The organism is Flavobacterium sp. DSR3-2 (genome assembly GCF_049896525.1).
In the GTDB taxonomy this organism is placed as follows: domain Bacteria; phylum Bacteroidota; class Bacteroidia; order Flavobacteriales; family Flavobacteriaceae; genus Flavobacterium.
Map to the genome: position 1 here is coordinate 242,973 of NZ_JAFCUM010000003.1, position 19,107 is coordinate 262,079.

Consider the following 19,107-nt stretch of genomic DNA (forward strand, 5'->3'; position numbering starts at 1 on the left):
AGAGTATGGATCTATTTAATTATTCGTATTTTAAATATTTTAAAACATCCATTCTGGTTACTTGAAAAGCTTTTGCCAAAACAATTATTAATGTTAAGAACAGTAAAGACAGAAAAGCAATTGCAAAAGGAAAAATTTGAATTGTAATTCGGTACGCAAAATTTTCGAGCCATTTTTCTAATAATAAGTAGGCTGGAACAACGCCAATGACAAAACCTGCTGCACAAAACATTATGTATTGCTTTGATAATTCTTTGAGTAGTACATTGGTTTCGGCACCCAAGGTTTTTCGAATAGCGATTTCTCGTAATCTTCGCTCCATAGAGAAAGATGCTAAAGCAAACAAACCGAAAATGGCAATAAGAACAACAACAACATTCAGGATGGAGAATAGATTTTTTTGTTTTACATATTCCTTAAAAGATCGTGCGTATTTTTTATCTACAAATTCATACGAAAATGGATATTCTGTATCAACTTTAGTCTTCCAAAATTGTTCAATATCGCTCATCGTTTCTTCAATATTTTCTCCCTTTACTTTTACAAAAATTGAATTTACTCCTTGCAACATTAACGGCATTGTCTTTAAATGCGTAAACACCATTGGTGAGTTTTTTTCTTGAGGTCCTCTTAAATTGAAGTCTTTTACAACGCTGATTATTTTGAATTTCTCACCATCACCAGAAACAATTTCTTTTCCAACTGGCTGTTTGATTCCTAATATTTTTACAGCTGTTTCATTAATCATTACATTATTAATGGTGTCTGAAGCGTATTGAGAATTGAAATACCTTCCTTCTATTAGTTTGATATTCATCATTTCCATCATTCCAAAATCTACAGCCATGTTCAACCCTTGAATGCTAGCGTTTTGATACACATAATCTCGTGAAGAACGTGCGCCATTTCCAAAAGAGAAATTTGCGGTAGACACTTGATTTATACCTTTCATTCTACTCAATCTATTTTTCGCTGCCAAATAGTTCTGAAAAAAATCGTTCTTATAACTTGCATCAGATTGTTTATCAAATTTTTTCAGAAAATCAATTTCAATAACTTGATCACCTTTAAAACCAAGGTTTTTGTTGGTTAGGTAATTTACCTGTTGGTAGACAATCGTTGTACCGATAATAAAAAAAATAGCTATGGCAAATTGAAAAACCAACATACTGTTGCGCAACCAAATTCCAGTTTTACTTCTGTTAAAATTCCCTTTTAAGACTTTTTGTGCTTTAAAACTTGAAATATATAAAGCAGGGAAAAATCCTCCTAATAAAACCACTACTCCGAAAATAAATAACAATTGTAAATAGAATTGACTACCATAAATTTTCAAATCCTTATCCAAAAGTTCATTATAAAAAGGCAATGAAATCTCGACAATTACTAATGCCAAAAGAATAGAAAGAAGAACACTTATTAGTGTTTCAGAGATAAATTGAAATATGATATTCTTTTTACTTGCACCCAATACTTTGCGCACTCCTACCTCTTTCGCTCTCTTAATAGCACTGGCAGTAGCTAAATTTATATAATTAATAATGGAAAGAATCATTATTATAATAGACAATCCTGCCATTATGATTAAATATTGATAATTTCCCACTCCTTCTGGATATCCCCAACCTCCTACTAATGAAGAATTGAGACGAGCCTCTTTAAGTGGTTCTAAATTTATAGCAACAATCCCATCTTTTTTTATTTGCTGTTCTAAACTAATGTTAGCATCTTTAGCTTCGGCTTTAATAACATTGTCAATAAAAAGTTGCTCAATTTTTCGTTCTACTAACTCTTTTTTAGAATTATCCTTAAGTTTTATAAGCAAACAAAAATTAAAAGTCTCCCATTGGTCTAAACTCTGTGTTATAACTTTCTTAAAGTTATCTGTTAACACAACATCAGGAGCAAAAGAGCTTTTCATTTCATTTTTATAAACACCACTAACGGTATAAAAGTTTTCTCCAAATTTTATTTGCTTACCTATTGGGTTTTCTTTGTTAAAAAAAGTATTATAAATTTTCTTAGAAATAGCAATAGAAGAATCATCTTTTAAAGCATTTTTAGCATTTCCGAAAATAAAAGGAAAGGGGAAATAATCGAAAAATTTGTTTTGAGTATTAAATCCTTTCGCTATTTTTTGCTTTTTTCCGTTGTAAATAAACAAATCTGAATCATACCAATTATAGCTGTAGTTGTAACTTTCTACATTAGGATCATTTTTCAGATATTGTCCTATGGGAGCAGCTGTATAAGGCCATTTATTGTTGTTCAAAGTATTTATAACCATATAAACGTTATCCCTTTCAGGATTCCACTCGTCATAACTATGTTCGTCATTCCAATAAAGTGTGGCGAAAATCAATCCTGCAATACCAATGCTCAAACCCAAAACGTTGAGAAAAGAAAACAATTTATTTTGCATTAAGTGGTAAATAAATATTTTTATCCAATTTTTCAACATGATTATTCGTATTTTAAGTATTGTAAAACGTCTACTCTTGTAGCTTGAAACGCTCTTAAAAGAACGACAAGTAAGGTCAATGACAATAAGGCAATAAAGCCAATAATAAATGGATAGATTGAAATGTCAATTCTATAAGCGAAATTTTCTAACCATTTATTAAGTAAATAGTAGGTTGGAAATACCGCAATCAAGAATCCTATAACACAATAAACAATGTATTGCTTAGATAATTCTTTTAGTAAAACATTCGTTTCTGCACCGAGTGTTTTTCTAATAGCAATTTCTTTCATGCGTCTTTCGATAGAAAAGGAGGCGAGGCAGAATAAACCAAAAAGCGCAATCAGTATCACCACTATATTTAATATGGAGAATAGGTTTTTTTGTTTCACATAACTGCTATACGATCTTTCGTATTCTTTATCTACAAAATCGAATGCAAACGGATAATCAGGATCTACTTTTTTTAGCCAAAAATTTTCCAAATCAGCCAAAGTTTGATCCATAGTTTTTGCATCTGCATCGATGTAAATATTGTTTAAAGCAAATGTTAACCAGGAATTTGTTTTAAAATGGAACAACGACATCGGAGGAATAGCTTCGGCTGGATTACCTATGTTAAAATCTTTTACAACTCCAACGATAATTATCTCTTTACCATTCCAATTTACCTTTTTTCCAATTGGGTTTTTCTCTTTTATTAGTCGTGCGGCAGTTTCATTTATTAGCATCGTATTAATAGTATCCTGAGCAAATTTTGGACTTAAGTATCTCCCCTTTACAATTTTTATTTGCATCATTTCTAACATTCCAAAATCAATTGGAATATTGTCTCCATCCACACTTAAATCTTTATATTGATATGTTATTGTTGATTTTGCAGATCCTCCAAAAGCAAAGCCACCTGCTGCAACTTGTTTTACACCGGGAATGCGCAATAATTCATTTTTGATAGTTAAGTAGCGATCAAATCTAAAATTATCTGTTATTTCTTCTCCATATACATTACGATAAGAAATACTTAAAATTTGATTTGCCTTGAAACCTAAATCCTTTTTATTAATATGGTCTATTTGCTGATAAACAACATAGGATCCGATGATAAAAAAAGTCGCAACAGCAAATTGAAAAATCAACATTCCGTTACGTAGCCATACGCCACTTTTACTTCTTCCAAAATTGCCTTTCAATACCTTTAATGTTTCAAAATTAGAAACATATATTGCTGGAAAAACTCCTGCCAGACAAACTGTGATAATAAATATTATAATAAGTTGTAAATGAAACTGACTGCCTTGTAAAACAACGGTTTTATCTAAAAAATTATTATAATAAGGTAACGACAGTTCAACAAGTACAAGAGCAATTAAAATTGAAAATAACGATAGTATTGCTGTTTCAAAAACAAATTGCTGAATTATATTAATTTTTGAGGAACCTATAACTTTTCTTACGCCAACTTCTTTGGCACGTTTTATAGCATTTGCTGTTGCAGAATTGATGTAATTTACAATTGAAAGCATCAAAATTAAAACAGATAATCCTACCACAATCATTAAAAACTGAAAATTACCATTTTCCTCAATTAGACCACCCGTTTTAGTATGTAACCGAATAGTAGACAAAGGCTCTAAAGTGGGTTTGGTATTCCCATATTTTTCAATGTATTGCACTGGAGTAATTCCGTTTTCTTTAGCATAACGAACGGTCATGTTATCGTAATAAAGTTTTTGCAAATCATTTTCGATAAGCGAAACTTTACTAGGATTTTTAACTTTAAGAAATAATACAAACTGAAAATTTCCCCATTGATCAATAGATTTTCTAATTCTTAAATCAATAAAATTAACAACACCGGAAGGATTATAAGAAGATTTTTTATCCATTTTATAAACGCCTTTTACAGTGAGTTTTTTATTCTGAAAAAGAACTTCTTTTCCTAAAGCAGTCTCTTTTCCAAAAAGCTGCAAAGCTAAATCTTCCGATAGACTGATACTATTTTCATCTGATAACGCTGATTTTTGGTTTCCTTCTACAAATTCAAAAGGGAAAAATTCAAAAAAATTCTTTTGTGCTAATACGATTTTACTCGATTGCACTTTTTTATTTTTAAACCGAATTAGATCGCTTTCATAATTTCCACTTAAATAACAATACGATTCTACTTCTGAACTTTTCTCTTTTATTGCAGCCCCTATTGGAGCTGAACTTGAAGCCCAAAATGTGTTTTCGCTCATTTGATTAGCGACCAAAAAAACATTTTCTTTATTGGGATTCCAAGCATCGTAACTATGTTCGTCATTCCAATATAAAATGGCGAAAATCACGCCTGCAATACCAATGCTCAAACCCAAAACGTTGAGAAAAGAAAACAGTTTACTTTGCTTTAAGTGATAAATAAATATTTTAATCCAATTGAGTATCATACTTTTTGATTGATTTAATTTTGATTGATGAAGTTTGAGACGTTTACAAAATTATTTTGCAAAGCAACTCAAAAATGATTGTGATGATTGATATGAGAATGGTTATCATTTTTATACTTTAAAAACATCTACATTTCTTTGATTTATTTTTTCAGAAATGACAACTCCATCTTTCATAAGAATCGTTTTCTGCGAGAAGGAAGCATCATAATCAGAGTGGGTCACCATCAGGATTGTGGCTCCATTGGCATGTAAATCGGTTAAAAGTTCCATTACTTCATTTCCGTTTTTACTGTCCAGATTTCCAGTAGGCTCATCGGCAAGAATAATTTTTGGGTCGTTAATCAAGGCTCTTGCCACAGCTACACGCTGTTGCTGTCCTCCGGAAAGTTGCTGAGGATAATGTTTCAATCGGTGGGAAATTCCTAATTTATCAGCTATTGCTTCTACTTTTTTCTTTCTTTCAGAGGATGGAACTTTACTGTAAATCAACGGCAATTCAATATTATCATAAACTGATAATTCGTCGATCAGGTTGAAATTCTGAAAAATAAAGCCAATATTTTCTTTTCTGGCTTTCGATTTTTCTTTCTCTTTCAGCCCAATCATTTCTTGATTAAGTAACTGATAACTCCCACCCGAAGCACTGTCTAGCAACCCAACAATATTTAATAAAGTGGACTTTCCACTTCCCGACGGTCCCATAATCGAAACAAAATCACCTTGATTTATGGTAAGTGAAACTTCACTCAATGCCATTGTTTCCACTTCTTCGGTTCTAAATACTTTTGAAAGATTTTTAATTGTGATCATACTATTCGTTTTTTGATTGATGCTATTTTTATCTAAATTAATTATTCACTACTTTTTTTATTCTAAATTCAAAACTTCGACTTCTTTATAGTCTTTATACGATGAGGTAATTACTTTTTCGCCTGCTTTCAATCCGCCGAGTACTTCATAATATAATGGATTTTCTCGACCCAATTTGATTGCTTTTCTCTCTGCTTTGTTACCCTTGACTACAAAAATCCATTTCCCGCTGGTTTCTTCGTTAAAGCTTCCTTTAGATAGTACTAACGTCTTATTTTTTTCTGACAGGTTTAATTTTACGCCAAAACTCAATCCCTGCTTTAAATCTAATTTTTCAGATGAAACAAAATCCAATTCGACTTGAAACCTTCCGTTTTTAATTTCAGGAATCACTTTAGTTATTTCAACTACGATGGATTTGTTTTCAAAATCTATTGTTCCTTTTTGTTGCTCTTCAATTTTATCCAAATAAAATTCATCGATATCGGCTATCAATTTATAGCCTTTCCTGTCATCAATAGAACCAATACTTGTATTTTGCACATAGGTTTTCCCGAGTATAGGTTCAAAGGAAGAAAGTCTTCCAGAAATTGGCGCTGTGATTAGGAAATTCTTTTTATTCATTCTCAAAATATCCAAACTTTTGTTCATGAAACCAATGGATTGATTCAATTGTCCAATCTGGACTTGATTTGCCAATTTTTCTTTTTTGACACTTTTTTTGATGATGTTCATGCGCTCTTTTTGAAAACGATAATTTTCCTGAGTTTTTATCCATTCGTTTTTAGAAAGTATTTCTTTGTCAAAAAGTTTTTGGTTCAATTCGAATAAGTTTTTAGCATCAAGATAATCGTGCTCTATCCCAATCAAGTCTTTTTCTAAATTCAGTTCCTGATTTCTTAAATCAAGTTTACCTTTATTCAAATTATTGATTTGTTCGATAATCGCTGTTTCCTGTCGCATGTATGCCAGTTCTGCATTAGGATTATACAAGCGCGCTAACGGCTGTCCTTTTACAACCATATCTCCGTTTTCAACAAATATTTCCTGAACTGCTCCACCTTCTATAATATTAATCAACATTGAATTTAAAGGAACTACTTTTGCCTGAAAAGACATAAAATCTTCGAAAAAATTATTTTCTACGGTCTTAATAGTAATTTCAACTTTTTTTACGTTTAAACTTCTTTTTTTAGTAGCAGATGAAAAGACAAAATACCCGAAGAGTAAGATAATTGGCAAAGCAATTAAAAGATACTTATTTTTGTTAGTTTTACGTATGATTGTAGTGTCCATTATTTATTATTTGTCTAGTCTATTAGGATAATCGTACCAGAAAATTAAAAAATGTAATGACCTTATTATTAAGTTTTTAATTTTAATAAAATTTATACGGTGTCCGTAATTGAACACTATTTGTCCGAAACTGAACAATGATTCCATTTTCTGAATAAAAAAATACAGATATTACGTTAGAATGAAAAAGACCAACGCCTCCATATTAGTCATAGACGACCAAGAAGACATTCTTTTTGCTTCCAAAATGCTCCTTAAAAAGCATTTTGAAAATATTTATACGCTCAATAACCCTAAAAATGTAATCGAACTATTATCACAAAACAATATTGATGTCGTTTTGCTCGATATGAATTACAGAATAGGATTTGAGGACGGCAGAGAAGGTTTGTATTTATTAAAAGAAATAAAAATGCTTTCGCCAAAAACTGTCGTTATTTTGATGACCGCTTTTGGTAAAGTAGAAACGGCTGTAGAAGGTTTAAAAGCTGGTGCTTTTGATTATATTTTAAAGCCTTGGGAAAATGAAAAATTGCTTAGCGTTGTTAAGCAAGCAGTTGATAAAAGCCGGAAAGAGCAAAAAAAATCAAATAATATCGAGATTATAGACGAATTTTTTGTTGGTAATTCAGATGTTATAAAAAAAGCTTATTCTCTGGCTGATAAAGTGGCCAAAACCGATGCCAATGTTTTAATTCTTGGCGAGAACGGAACCGGAAAATTTGTTTTATCTTATCATCTTCATCTGCAATCGGAGAGAAAAAATAATCCATTTATTCACGTTGATTTGGGATCTTTAAATTCCAATATTTTTGAAAGCGAATTATTTGGTTATGCCAAGGGTGCTTTTACAGACGCAAAAGTTGATACTCCAGGACGTTTTGAAATGGCTCAAAACGGCACTATTTTTTTGGATGAGATAGGAAACGTTCCATTGCATTTACAATCTAAACTCTTGCAGGTAATTCAAACTAAAATGGTAACCCGATTAGGAGAATCAAAAGCAAGGCCTTTAAATGTTCGCATAATCACAGCTACTAATATGAATCTAAAACAAGAAGTTATGGATAAAAACTTCCGTGAAGATTTATATTATCGCATCAACACTATGGAAATAGTTTTGCCCCCATTAAGAGAACGAGACGAAGATAAAATCCCTTTGGCATATTATCTTTTGCAAAAAATGATCATAAAATATGGACGTGACGAAATTATTTTTGACGAAAAAGCATTGGAACAAATAATAAAGCATTCTTGGAACGGAAACATTCGAGAAATGGAAAACCGAGTAGAGCGTGCCGTGATTCTTTGTGAGAACAATTACATTAGCGTTTCGGATTTAGATTTAGAGCAAATCACAATTTACGAAGACAATCAAAATGATATTCAACTTTCGGCGGTAGAAAAAACGGCTATTGAGAAAATCCTGTTAAAAAACAACAACAATATTAGTAAAACTGCAGAAGAACTAGGATTATCCAGAGGTGCATTGTACCGACGGTTAGAAAAATATAACATCAACTAATATGTTTAGATCCTTGAAAACTTACCAACTCCTTTTTCTTAGACTAATTTTTATTCTTTCCGTTGCTGGAATTTCCATCTTTATTTTTCAAAAAGGATTACTTTTTTCAGCACTTTTTGGGCTTCTTGTACTTTTTCTTCTCATAGTCGAAATGTATTTTTATATTAAAAAAGCCTTTTTGATTTATGATAGAACGATTACCTCTATTTTACAAAATGATTTCACATCGGATTTTTCGAAACATAAATCGTATCATAATTATTCTAGTTTATTCAAGTTGTATGAAACGCTGAAAGGCAAAGAAAACGATCAGGTTTCAAAAGATATAGTGTATCGTTCTATTCTAAATACTATCGAAACAGGAATTATTATTCTGCAAAAAGACGGAAATGACTGGAATATTTTTTTGATGAATGACTATTTTTCTAAGCATTTTGATGTGCCTAAAGTCTCCAAATGGAAGTATTTAAAAAATCATTTGTCTGCCTTATGTGAAATTATTGAACAGCAGGATTTTCAGGAAATTAAAACTTCATTAGAAATACGTGTTAATCAACAAGACACCCAAACATTTGTGATGCAGACTTCCAGAAGTGAAATTTTCAACCAAGATTATTTCATCGTTTTACTGGATTCAATTCAGAATGTAATAGAGAAGAAAGAGAAAGAGGCATGGGTCAATCTAATGAAGGTCATTTCTCATGAGCTTTTGAATTCGATCACTCCTATTCGGTCGCTTTCACAGAATTTACAGGAATTGGTACAGCAGGAAACCATTTCGGCAGAAGATTTAGATGATATGAAAAGCAGTGTTGCCACAATGTTGAGACGAAGCGACCATTTACAGCAATTTGTAGAAAGTTATCGCAAACTGGCCATGTTGCCTTCTCCCAAAAAAGAAGTAATTGAACTGTCAAAGTTAATTGAAAACAGTTTTCAAATCATGAGTCCGTTGTTTAAAAAAGAACAAATTGAAGTCATAAACTCGATTACTTTCGACCGAAGACTCCATATTGACCCGCAACAGATGGAGCAAGTATTGATTAATCTTTTTACGAATTGCATTTATGCTTTGTCAAACGCAGAAAAAAAACAGATTATTATATCGGCAGAAGTCAAAGAAAAGAGAATTTTTATCATGATTACCGATACCGGAAAAGGTATCGAAAAAGAAATAGAAAGTAAAATATTCCTTCCGTTTTTCACAACTCGAAAAGAAGGCGCAGGAATTGGATTGACATTATCCAAAAGTATCTTAGAAGCGCATGGTGGTTATTTGGCATTTAATAATGAAGAGAAAAAAACAAGTTTTGTGATTTGTCTCGTTGATAGTTAATTCTTAATTAAGAATTAATCCTAAAAAGACAAAAAAAAAGTAGGGGTAAAAAACTATTATTGTTATTGGATTATGTCTTAGAATCTTAAGCAGTTCGAACCTACCATTATAGTAATCAATGGTGTTGAGCGATTTTATAAAATATTAGTCTATTTTTCAAACCAAAAAAAAACCTCCAAAATCAAATGACTTTGGAGGTTTGTAATTTTTGGTGGTCCATACGGGACTGTTTACGAACCATTTTATGCAGGATTTGAAGAAATTGAGAAAGTTGTAAATCAAATTAATTTGGTTCAAATCCAATCATGGTCAATATAAAAATAAAGTAAATTAGAGACCCTGTCGGGACAATTTTCGAACCTTTTTTTAAAAGATTTGAAGCTTTTGAGTATGCTGTCATCCATTTAATAAAGTCAATGACAATATTAAATTTATTCGTAAGCAGATAACCAGTTTAACTTAGTATGTCCAACTTAATAAAGATATTAAAAATGAGAAGACTCATCAAAATATAGATTGGTCTTCTTCGTAATCAGCAATCTTGAGAAGTCTAACAAATTTATTGAAGATTATTATAAAATTGTTAGCGCTAATGATGATTTTTGAAATATACTTTTATAAACTCTTACTCGGGCATTTTTGTTGTTGCAATGCGCCCGTTTGGTGTGCTTAGTGTTTCAATAAAAGCTAAAAGTGCATTGATTTCGGTTCTGTTTAAATCCAATTTTTTAAGAATTGGAGAAGTAACAGGAATCAAAGAATCGCGTGCTGTTCCTAAATATTTTTTTTGAATAGCAGCAGGATTTCCCAAATTATAAAACTCAACCACATCCAGTAAACTAGGAAAATGTCCGTGATGCATCCAAGGTCTTGTATTGGCAACCTCTCTTAAAGTTGGCGTTCTAAATTTTCCAAGATCTTTTTTGTCTCCCGTAACATTGTATCGACCAAAATCTTCATCTTTGGTCCCGAACAATGATTGTCCGTCATTATGGAATTGATTGTCGCTAAAATAAGGCGTATTGTGACAGTTAATGCATTGCGCTTTGGTTCTGAACAAATGCAATCCCATTACTTGCTGATCCGTAAACGCCTCCGATTTTCCGCTGACAAAATGGTCAAATTTATTTTTTGGACTTTTTATAGTGCGTTCAAAAGTAGCAATCGCATATTGAATTCTTTGCAAAGTAACTTTTTCGTCACCAAAAGCTTCTGTAAATAATTGACCATAGCCTTTTACAGTAACGATTTTATCTACGGCAATGGTCAACTTTTCATTCATTTCCAATGGATCTGCAATAGGAAATTGCGCTTGATCTTCTAAGCTGGAAGCACGCCCATCCCAGAATAATGTTTTGGCATAACCTGAATTTAAAATAGTCATGGAATTTCGTTTTCCGTTTTGTCGGTTATGACCAAAAGAGCGCGTCAGATTATCCGTCCAGCCCAATTCAGGATTGTGGCAAGAAGCACATGCGATTTGTCCGCTGACAGATAATCGGGGATCAAAGAATAATGTTTTACCTAAAAATGCCTTTTCTTTTGAGTATTTATTGTACTCTGGAAACGTCATTTCTGGTAGTGGTCCAATATCTTGAAAAGTGGTTTTGTCTATACTCTTGTCCAAAGTAGGTTTTGGCCATGACGCTGGATTTCCGCTGGAATAGAGTTGCCTTAAATCTTGTATGTCAATATATTCGTTTTCTTCGTCTGTTTTGTAAGCGGACAAAAAAATCAACAAGGCGATCGGAAGTATGATGTGTTTTATTTTCATTTGTAACTACTATTAAAAATTTTATAAACTAATTTCCTTGAGACAACTCTGAGTTATTGGTGCCGGTTTTGGATATATTCTGTTATTGAAAATCTTATATTGTGAGGAAACAGTTCCGCCAAAAAGAGCCGAATTTGTCGCTTTTAATTCGAATGAAATTTCAAATAAACCGGCACTAACTTCTCTATATGTTCCGCTACCGGAAATACCAATGCTGTAATTTTTACCGTTTGTACCTGCAATGGTAATATATTGCGGAATTACTAAAACAGCACCTTTTGTTTTACTATTTCCATTTTCAGGGAAAAATTCAAGCGCCGAAGTAATATTAAATCCCGGAGAATTTGCGGCTGAAATACTTTCATTAGAGAACCATCGTTTCAAACCGAAAGAATTCGTTGTATTAGTCCCCGTAGTAACATTAAACCCAATTTTAAAAGCATGATGGTACACATCATCTGTTGTACTTGGAGTTCCTTTATCACTGTATAAAATGGCGTTTGCTGAACCAGCAGGAACAACCACAGGAAATGTAAATGCATTAAAAGTCTGCCACGCACACACGCCACTTCTATCAAACCAATTCTCTCCGTAAGTCAGGTAAAATGGATTGGATAAATCATAAAAATTTCTAGCTGTATTTGCCGCCGTATCTCGGATTGATTTAATAGGTTTCACGATTTGAAGAACCGTATTTCCAGTTGTCGTGTACATATCTAAATTGACTAATGCAATATTAGTTTGATAAAAAACATCATCATTTTTTATATTTTCTAAAAGTTTCAAACGATAGGTTACGCTATTTCTATTTTCTCCAAAATCATCGTGCGTTAATGAATAATTAAAACCATTTAAAAACTCAAACATTGTATTATCATTAATCTCTGAAGGTATAAAACCGTTAGGAAAATCGACTTTAAATACGATTTCTGCACCTATTTCGCCTTTTATTTCAAACCTGTTTATCGGAAAAGTGTAGGTTGTTTTTACCTCATCAAGATTTACTTCGAAACTATTATTGGGAGCTACAGTATTCAAATTTCCAATAGTAATAGCGGGATCTGAGCTTTCTTCAAGTTTTAAAGTAATCTTTTGCTTCGTACTCCATCTTTTGTCGAAAGACAAATATATAGTATCCGTAAGTTGATTACCCATAAATGAGATTTGGTCCAATGGCTTAACAATAAAGCTATTGCTATCTCCTGTTCCTGTTATGCTATAGGTCACAAAAACAGGTTTTTTCAATGTAGGCGACGTTAATGTTACTGGAATTTTCAATGTTTTCACGGATGTATTCTTGTAACTGCTTACCGGAACTAATGCGCTGTTCACCGCAGGATATTGTAGCGGTACGTTGTTGCTGCTCAACAATACATTGAACCGTACAAATGGATCTACAGCATTTGAACTTAATTGATAATCATCCTTTGAGCAAGCAGTAAACAGGCTTAGGATCAAAACGGCTATCGATATAATTTTAATAGGATTCATTTTGCTGTAAGTTTGAATTAAGATTAATATTCTTTCTTGGAATTGGCAATACAAATTTTGGAGACGGATAATCCAAACTACAGTTTAGCGACAAACATCCGTCGTTTCTTGATACAGACTTATTTCTTCTGGCCAAATCAAAAAATAAATGTCCTTCAAAGCAAAGTTCTTTTCTTCGTTCCAATAACAGAGCTTGTTCTAAATTATCAGTTGTGGTCAACAGAGTCGCTTTTGCTCTAGCTCTAATAGTATTGATATCGTTTTTGGCAGTTTCTAAATTTCCAAGTTCAAAGGCTGCTTCAGCACGAATTAAATAGAGTTCGCTTAATCTAAAGGCGGAATATCCGGGATTGTCCTGCAACTTTTTGGTAAAAGAATAATTGACATTTACAAAAACGCCATTTATCAGGGTAGGAAGTGCTTTTTCTAAAAACAATTGCTTTCTAATATCAGTGGATTCATAAAGTCCTAATAAATCTTGGGAAGCCACGTATTTATTGTAATTTGTATTGGAGAAATACCCAAAATAACTGGATAAAGAACCTCCAACTTCGCCACCGCTATCTCTGGGAATAGAAAACTCCAACATATTTTCAGCAATTGGAACATTAGTTTGTTCCCATTGTGAGATATAATTTTCAGTTGGCGTTAATGAAACTCCCGAATTTAAAATAACATCGTTTGCAGTTGCAAAAGCATTCTGCCAATCGTTTTTAGATAGATATACTCGCGCCAATAATGCTTTCGCATTTGTACTGTTGAAAAAGGAATATGATGGTCCTGTTAACAGCGATTTATCCGAAAAATTATCCAAAGCCGCGTTGATATCCTCAATAATTAGAGAATAAGTGGTTGTCAAAGTTTCTCTTTTGGGATACGTAATGCCACTCGATAAACTTGTTTTGTTGTAGACAATTCCCAATTGTGCATCTGGAGAAGTGTTTCCTACAGCCTGACTGTAAATTAAACTTAACAAATAAAGAGAATAGGCTCTTATTGCTAAAGCTTCGGCCTTGATTTGTTTTTTTTCAACATCAGTTGCGTCTGGTAAAGCATCAACGTATTCTAAGATTAAATTGGTTTGATTTATTACATCATAACTTTCGTCATAAAAAGTAGTGAAATCACTGTCAAGCGCCTGGTCTTGGAACGAATACACATTTTCAAGATTTATTGGTATAGTAATCTGGCCTCTGCTGTTACCAGTTATCGTAGGTGTAAACTTGAGATTCCCACCTTGTAAATCAGCATAAACCGCAAATCGTTCGCCTCTTACATTTGCTTCAAGCGATCCATAAGTACCATTCAAAGCGTTTAACATCCCTTTTTTTGTGGATAACTGTTCGGTAATCGAGGTTTGGGAACCGGGTTCTTGTTCTAAAAAATCACTGCAACTCTGCAATGCAAAAAGAACAAATAAAACCATTACTAATTGATACTTATATGTTGTTTTATAGTAGTTCATCGTATTAAAATTTAGTGTTAAACCCTAAAGAAATTGTTCGTGCTTGTGGATAGGTAAAGTTAAATTCACGTATACCGTTCCTTCCGGCCGGGCTTTTGTCTTTGTACCAATATACCACATTCGAAACATCGACAAAAACAGATAATGCGTCTAAAAAAGTCTTTTTGATAGGAACATTATAGCTTAAATTAATATTGCTGATTTTTAAATAAGTGGCGTCATATAAAAATTTGCTCAAATTTGGAATCAGCGTTGTATTACTGATTACCAAAGGCTGTGAAACTACATCTCCTTGATTTCTCCAATAATCATACGCATTTACCGAAAGGTTTCTATTAGAGGTAATGTTATATTTTGAGATCAGACTGTTATCCACTAAATAATCTCCCCCCAATTGAAAAGCTCCTCTTATGGATAAAACAATCGCATTATTGATGGTGAAATTATTATTAAAACCACCGTAAGCTTTAGGTTGGTTATTTCCAATAGGCACCCAATCAGCCGCAGTAAATAAGCTTGTATAAGTAGCCGCATCGTATATTTGCCCGTCTTTCTCTACCAAATCTCTACCGGTTGCAGGATCAACACCTGCCCATTTTATTCCCCAAATTGTTGAGGTGCTGTATCCTACTTTTTGAGCAAGAGCAACTTCTGAAGTAGAAAATTCACTGCCTAAACCTACAAGTTGCGTTACTTTATTTTCAATGGTAGAAATATTAAAGGATGTTGTCCATTTAAAACTATCGCTCTGCAACCATTTAATACGAGTTGAAAATTCCACTCCTTTATTGTACATACTGGCTGCATTTAATTGAATGGAACTATAACCAGTTTCGGTTGGGATGTCTCTACTGGTTATCAAATCTTTTAAATCGTCATAAAAATATTCCAAGGACAATTCTACTCTTCCTAAGAAATTAAAATCGACACCCGCGTTAAACTTTGTATTTTTCTCCCAACTCAGTTGCCCGTTTGGCGCTTCACTTGGAAAGGAACCTTCAGCACCATTATACCCATTTTGGCTCAAAATGTAAAGCCCTTTTGAACGATACGATCCTATTCTTGAATTCCCGGTTGTTCCATAACTGATTTTAAATTTTAATAAATCAATACCTTTGCTCGATTTCATAAAATCTTCATTACTGACAATCCAGCTCAATCCTGCTCCACCATTTAAAGCAACATTGGTATCATCACCAAAAACGGAACTTTCATCTCTCCTGAAATTCCCTAAAAAGTAATATCTCTTTTTGTAATTATAGTTAAACTGTGAAAAGAAAGAGACTCTTGAACTATAACTGATATCATCGCCAAACGTCTGATTAGCTAATGTTTCATCAACGGTTGTCAACGGATCATCATCTCGAATTGCATCTTGAACATTATTTATCCCATTTGGATTGACAAAACCTCTACCGGAGGAATAACTGAAATTAGCTTTGTCATTGGACAATTCGAAACCCAAAATCCCATCAATGTTATGGTCTAAATTCAATGTTTTATTGAATAAAGCTTGTCCTTGCCAGTTCCATTTAGTAGAGTTTCTTTCGTTTAAAAGACGTCTTCCCCAGTTTGGGTATTGCATCCCCTCCAAGGTAAATGAACCGTTGTATTGTCCGCTTTCATTGGCACCGGAAAAGTACCTGTCCTGCGTTTTGTCTTTGTAATCTATTCCGAAAAGCGTAGAAAAACGTAAAAAATCGCTGAATTCATAAGAGGCATTCAAACTTCCTAAAAGACCGTAACTATCGGTAATATTTTTATTTTGTTCGATGGCTGCCAATGGATTTCCTAAACCTAAAACACCCACAGTTGCAAACGTTCCATCCGCATTATAGGGCGATATAGTAGGAACAAAAGCATAACTGTAATAAATATTTGGTGCATCCTTCTGAATGTAACTAGGGTTCAATGACAGGCCAAAATCAAATTTATCCAAGCGGTAACCCAGATTTATACCGGCGTTTAATTGTTTTGTCTTATTCCCTTTTTGCGGCTCATCAATGGTAAGGTAACTCAAACTAGTGCGATACGACAATTTAGAGTTGGCTCCTGAAACATTAAAATTATATTTGTTATAAATTCCTGCAACGTTCAGCAAATCAAACCAATCCGTATTTATACCATTATACGGAACCGTTGTGTAATTTGTTTGACTATTTTTTAAGTATTCATTCCTCAAATCATTGTATTTGGAACCACTTAAATATTTAATAGGATTGATAGCTGAGGAAATCCCCAGTTGGTTAGAAAATCCGAATTTTACTTTTCCTTTTTTTCCTTTTTTGGTTGTGATAAGAATGACACCATTTGCACCGTCAGCGCCATAAATACTTACTGCAGCAGCATCTTTTAGTACCGTAAAACTTTCAATATTCTCCGGTGAAATTTGGGCAAGAGGATTGGACAAATTTTCAGAAAAAGTACCATTTGCATCAAAAAACTGACTATCAATACCTACTTCTTCACTCATTATTACTCCATCTACAATGATTAAAGGCTGTGTAGACGTTCCTAAATTAGAATTAGTCAGCGAACTCAGACTTCCTTGTCCACGAATATTAATTTTAACAGGACCTCCAATCCCGGAAGTATTTTCAATCAATACTCCTGCTATTTGACCGCCCACAATTTTATCGATACTTTCAGAGGCTTGCTCCACGGCAATATCTTTAGCGTTCAAAGTAGCGATACTCCCTACGATTTCCTCTTTTAATTTTTTAGTTCCGTAAGAGGAAGTAATCACAACTTGCTCTAATTCATCTGTGACTTGCTCCATATTGAAAATAAAATCAAAAGAGTTTCCCACACGAACGGATTGCGCTTTCATCCCTAAATAAGAAACTTTTAAAACCGTATTTTGTATGTCGTTGCCTTTCAGTAAATAAACAAATTTTCCGTTACTGTCACTGATAGCTCCAGCTGAAGTTCCTTTTATCAAAATGGTTGCTCCAGGAATAGGAAGTTTGCCTTTGCTGTCTAAAACTACACCTTTTATGAATCGCTCTTTTTCCTGTGAAACCGTTTTATCTGAAATCTCCAATAATAATATTTGTTCTTTTTGTATAAAAAACGATATTTTCCTGTCTTTTAAGAGTTTCGTCAACGCATTTTCCAGTGTACTGTTTTTAACAGATAAAGTAACTTTTTGATTTACGTCAATTTTATTAGCATTGTAAATAATTCGGAAATTGGTTTGTTGTTCAATAGATTTTAATACTTGACTTAGTGGTTGTTCTTTAAAACTTAAAGTAATCGTTTTATCTTTTGACTGGGAAAAAGTATTGATACTCAATAAGAATATCCCAAAAGTCAGTAAGAGTTTTTGCCAATAAGGGTGTTCTGTAAACGTCATTTAATTTTGGTTTTTGGTTGGTTAGTGTTAGTTGTTGATTAATTCGTAATTTTTATAATGCCATCTTTTTTGGAATATTTAAAAGGAGTATCCAGCTTTAGTAAGTCCAGAATATCTTCCACCTTAGATTCTTTAATTTTAATTGTTCCTGTGAATTTCTGTGCGACTAAATTGCTATTTGAGTTTACAATCGTGACATCGAAGGCGCGTTCCATTCTTTTGCAAATTGAACCAAAAGAAGCATCCTTGAAAATTAGTTCGCCGTGAACCCAGGCTGTAAATAAAGCGACATCTACTGGTTCAGTTACAAACTTATTAGAGGAATCATACCAAGTTGCTAGATGGTTTGGTGATAAGACGGTACTATTTTTAGGATTTGCGTTTTCTGAAAATCTCACGCTGCCTTCCACTAAAACAGTTTGAATTTGTTTTTCATCCGGATATGCCGAAAGATTAAACTTTGTGCCCAGAACTTCGATACTTACCTGATTAGCATTCACTATGAATGGATGCAATTTATCTTTGGTGACATCAAAAAAAGCTTCTCCGGTCAAATACACTTCTCTGGAGGTATTTAATCTAAATTGTTGCGGATATTTCAGTGTACTTCCCGCATTCAAATGAATCATAGTCCCATCTGAAAGAGTTACTTTGAACGTTTTGCCATAAGACACCTTAAGTGTGTTGTAAACCAATTCATTATTGGTTGCATGACCGTAATAAACAATAGAATCCTGACTTTGTTTCGCTATTGCATTGCCTTTCTCATCGATAACGTTTTTCGTTTTATCCATCGAAATATATTCTATAGTTCCATTGCTTAACTCCAGAACAATTTCTTTGGAAGGATTTGAATTTGGTACAAACAGCTGTGTACCTGTCTTTCCCAAACCAATAAATACAAGAACAATAGCTGCATAACGTAAAAATCTATACCATTTACCGCTACTTTTCTTTTGTTTTTTCTTGTAAAATTCATGAAGCGCCATTGCTGGAGAGTCGATTGAATTTTCAGTGAAAGCCCACGCTTTTTTTAAAGCTATAAATTGTTTTTTATTCTCTTCGGAACTTTCAATCCATTTAAAGACAATGAGAACCTCTTCTTCAGAAGCTTCATTATCTAAATATTTATAAATCAATTCAGAAATCATATTTTTTTTATTTA

At 33.1% G+C, this 19,107-nt stretch carries 11 protein-coding genes; 2 read left to right on the forward strand and 9 right to left on the reverse strand.

The features are described from left to right. Positions 1–19: 19 nt before the first annotated feature. The 4 genes from ACP7AV_RS06750 to ACP7AV_RS06765 all read right to left on the reverse strand — a co-directional run bounded on the left by ACP7AV_RS06750 (position 20) and on the right by ACP7AV_RS06765 (position 6,996). Positions 20–2,461, reverse strand: a complete 2,442-nt coding sequence (locus ACP7AV_RS06750; protein ID WP_426091284.1) for an ABC transporter permease — start codon at positions 2,459–2,461, stop codon at positions 20–22. Positions 2,462–2,463: 2 nt separating this feature from the next. Further along, positions 2,464–4,887 (reverse strand): ABC transporter permease, encoded by a 2,424-nt coding sequence (locus ACP7AV_RS06755; protein WP_426091285.1) that lies wholly within the window; start codon positions 4,885–4,887, stop codon positions 2,464–2,466. A gap of 111 nt (positions 4,888–4,998) precedes the next feature. Further along, positions 4,999–5,700: an ABC transporter ATP-binding protein gene (locus ACP7AV_RS06760; RefSeq protein WP_426091286.1), complete on the reverse strand. Its 702-nt coding sequence runs from the start codon at positions 5,698–5,700 to the stop codon at positions 4,999–5,001. 57 nt (positions 5,701–5,757) lie between these two features. Further along, a complete protein-coding gene (locus ACP7AV_RS06765) occupies positions 5,758–6,996 on the reverse strand; it encodes an efflux RND transporter periplasmic adaptor subunit (RefSeq protein WP_426091287.1) in 1,239 nt (412 codons plus the stop codon). Positions 6,997–7,177: 181 nt separating this feature from the next. On the opposite strand from ACP7AV_RS06765, the gene ACP7AV_RS06770 reads away from it, so the two are divergent. Further along, positions 7,178–8,521, forward strand: coding sequence for a sigma-54-dependent transcriptional regulator (locus ACP7AV_RS06770; protein WP_426091288.1), 1,344 nt, complete (start codon positions 7,178–7,180; stop codon positions 8,519–8,521). Between the two features lie 178 nt (positions 8,522–8,699). Further along, positions 8,700–9,857 (forward strand): sensor histidine kinase, encoded by a 1,158-nt coding sequence (locus tag ACP7AV_RS06775; protein ID WP_426091289.1) that lies wholly within the window; start codon positions 8,700–8,702, stop codon positions 9,855–9,857. A 625-nt stretch (positions 9,858–10,482) separates the two neighbouring features. Here ACP7AV_RS06775 and ACP7AV_RS06780 read toward each other — a convergent pair. The 5 genes from ACP7AV_RS06780 to ACP7AV_RS06800 are packed head-to-tail and all read right to left on the reverse strand — an operon-like array spanning position 10,483 to position 19,093. Further along, positions 10,483–11,631 carry a cytochrome-c peroxidase gene (locus tag ACP7AV_RS06780; protein ID WP_426091290.1) on the reverse strand — a complete coding sequence of 383 codons (1,149 nt, stop codon included), beginning with the start codon at positions 11,629–11,631 and terminating at the stop codon, positions 10,483–10,485. A gap of 21 nt (positions 11,632–11,652) precedes the next feature. Beyond that, a complete protein-coding gene (locus ACP7AV_RS06785; protein WP_426091291.1) occupies positions 11,653–13,122 on the reverse strand; it encodes a hypothetical protein in 1,470 nt (489 codons plus the stop codon). Continuing rightward, complete coding sequence (locus tag ACP7AV_RS06790; protein ID WP_426091292.1) at positions 13,109–14,587, reverse strand: RagB/SusD family nutrient uptake outer membrane protein; 1,479 nt, start codon at positions 14,585–14,587, stop codon at positions 13,109–13,111. The genes ACP7AV_RS06785 and ACP7AV_RS06790 overlap by 14 nt, the downstream gene beginning before the upstream one ends. A gap of 4 nt (positions 14,588–14,591) precedes the next feature. Further along, a complete protein-coding gene (locus ACP7AV_RS06795) occupies positions 14,592–17,942 on the reverse strand; it encodes a SusC/RagA family TonB-linked outer membrane protein (RefSeq protein ID WP_426091293.1) in 3,351 nt (1,116 codons plus the stop codon). Positions 17,943–17,980: 38 nt separating this feature from the next. Beyond that, positions 17,981–19,093, reverse strand: coding sequence for a FecR family protein (locus ACP7AV_RS06800; RefSeq protein WP_426091294.1), 1,113 nt, complete (start codon positions 19,091–19,093; stop codon positions 17,981–17,983). Positions 19,094–19,107 lie beyond the last annotated feature (14 nt).

Bases quoted from the DNA above. Each gene is read 5' to 3' on its own strand.
- ACP7AV_RS06750 (WP_426091284.1), bottom strand. From the start codon at position 2,461: ATGTTGAAAAATTGGATAAAAATATTTATTTACCACTTAATGCAAAAT.
- ACP7AV_RS06755 (WP_426091285.1), bottom strand. From the start codon at position 4,887: ATGATACTCAATTGGATTAAAATATTTATTTATCACTTAAAGCAAAGT.
- ACP7AV_RS06760 (WP_426091286.1), bottom strand. From the start codon at position 5,700: ATGATCACAATTAAAAATCTTTCAAAAGTATTTAGAACCGAAGAAGTG.
- ACP7AV_RS06765 (WP_426091287.1), bottom strand. From the start codon at position 6,996: ATGGACACTACAATCATACGTAAAACTAACAAAAATAAGTATCTTTTA.
- ACP7AV_RS06770 (WP_426091288.1), top strand. From the start codon at position 7,178: ATGAAAAAGACCAACGCCTCCATATTAGTCATAGACGACCAAGAAGAC.
- ACP7AV_RS06780 (WP_426091290.1), bottom strand. From the start codon at position 11,631: ATGAAAATAAAACACATCATACTTCCGATCGCCTTGTTGATTTTTTTG.
- ACP7AV_RS06785 (WP_426091291.1), bottom strand. From the start codon at position 13,122: ATGAATCCTATTAAAATTATATCGATAGCCGTTTTGATCCTAAGCCTG.
- ACP7AV_RS06790 (WP_426091292.1), bottom strand. From the start codon at position 14,587: ATGAACTACTATAAAACAACATATAAGTATCAATTAGTAATGGTTTTA.
- ACP7AV_RS06795 (WP_426091293.1), bottom strand. From the start codon at position 17,942: ATGACGTTTACAGAACACCCTTATTGGCAAAAACTCTTACTGACTTTT.
- ACP7AV_RS06800 (WP_426091294.1), bottom strand. From the start codon at position 19,093: ATGATTTCTGAATTGATTTATAAATATTTAGATAATGAAGCTTCTGAA.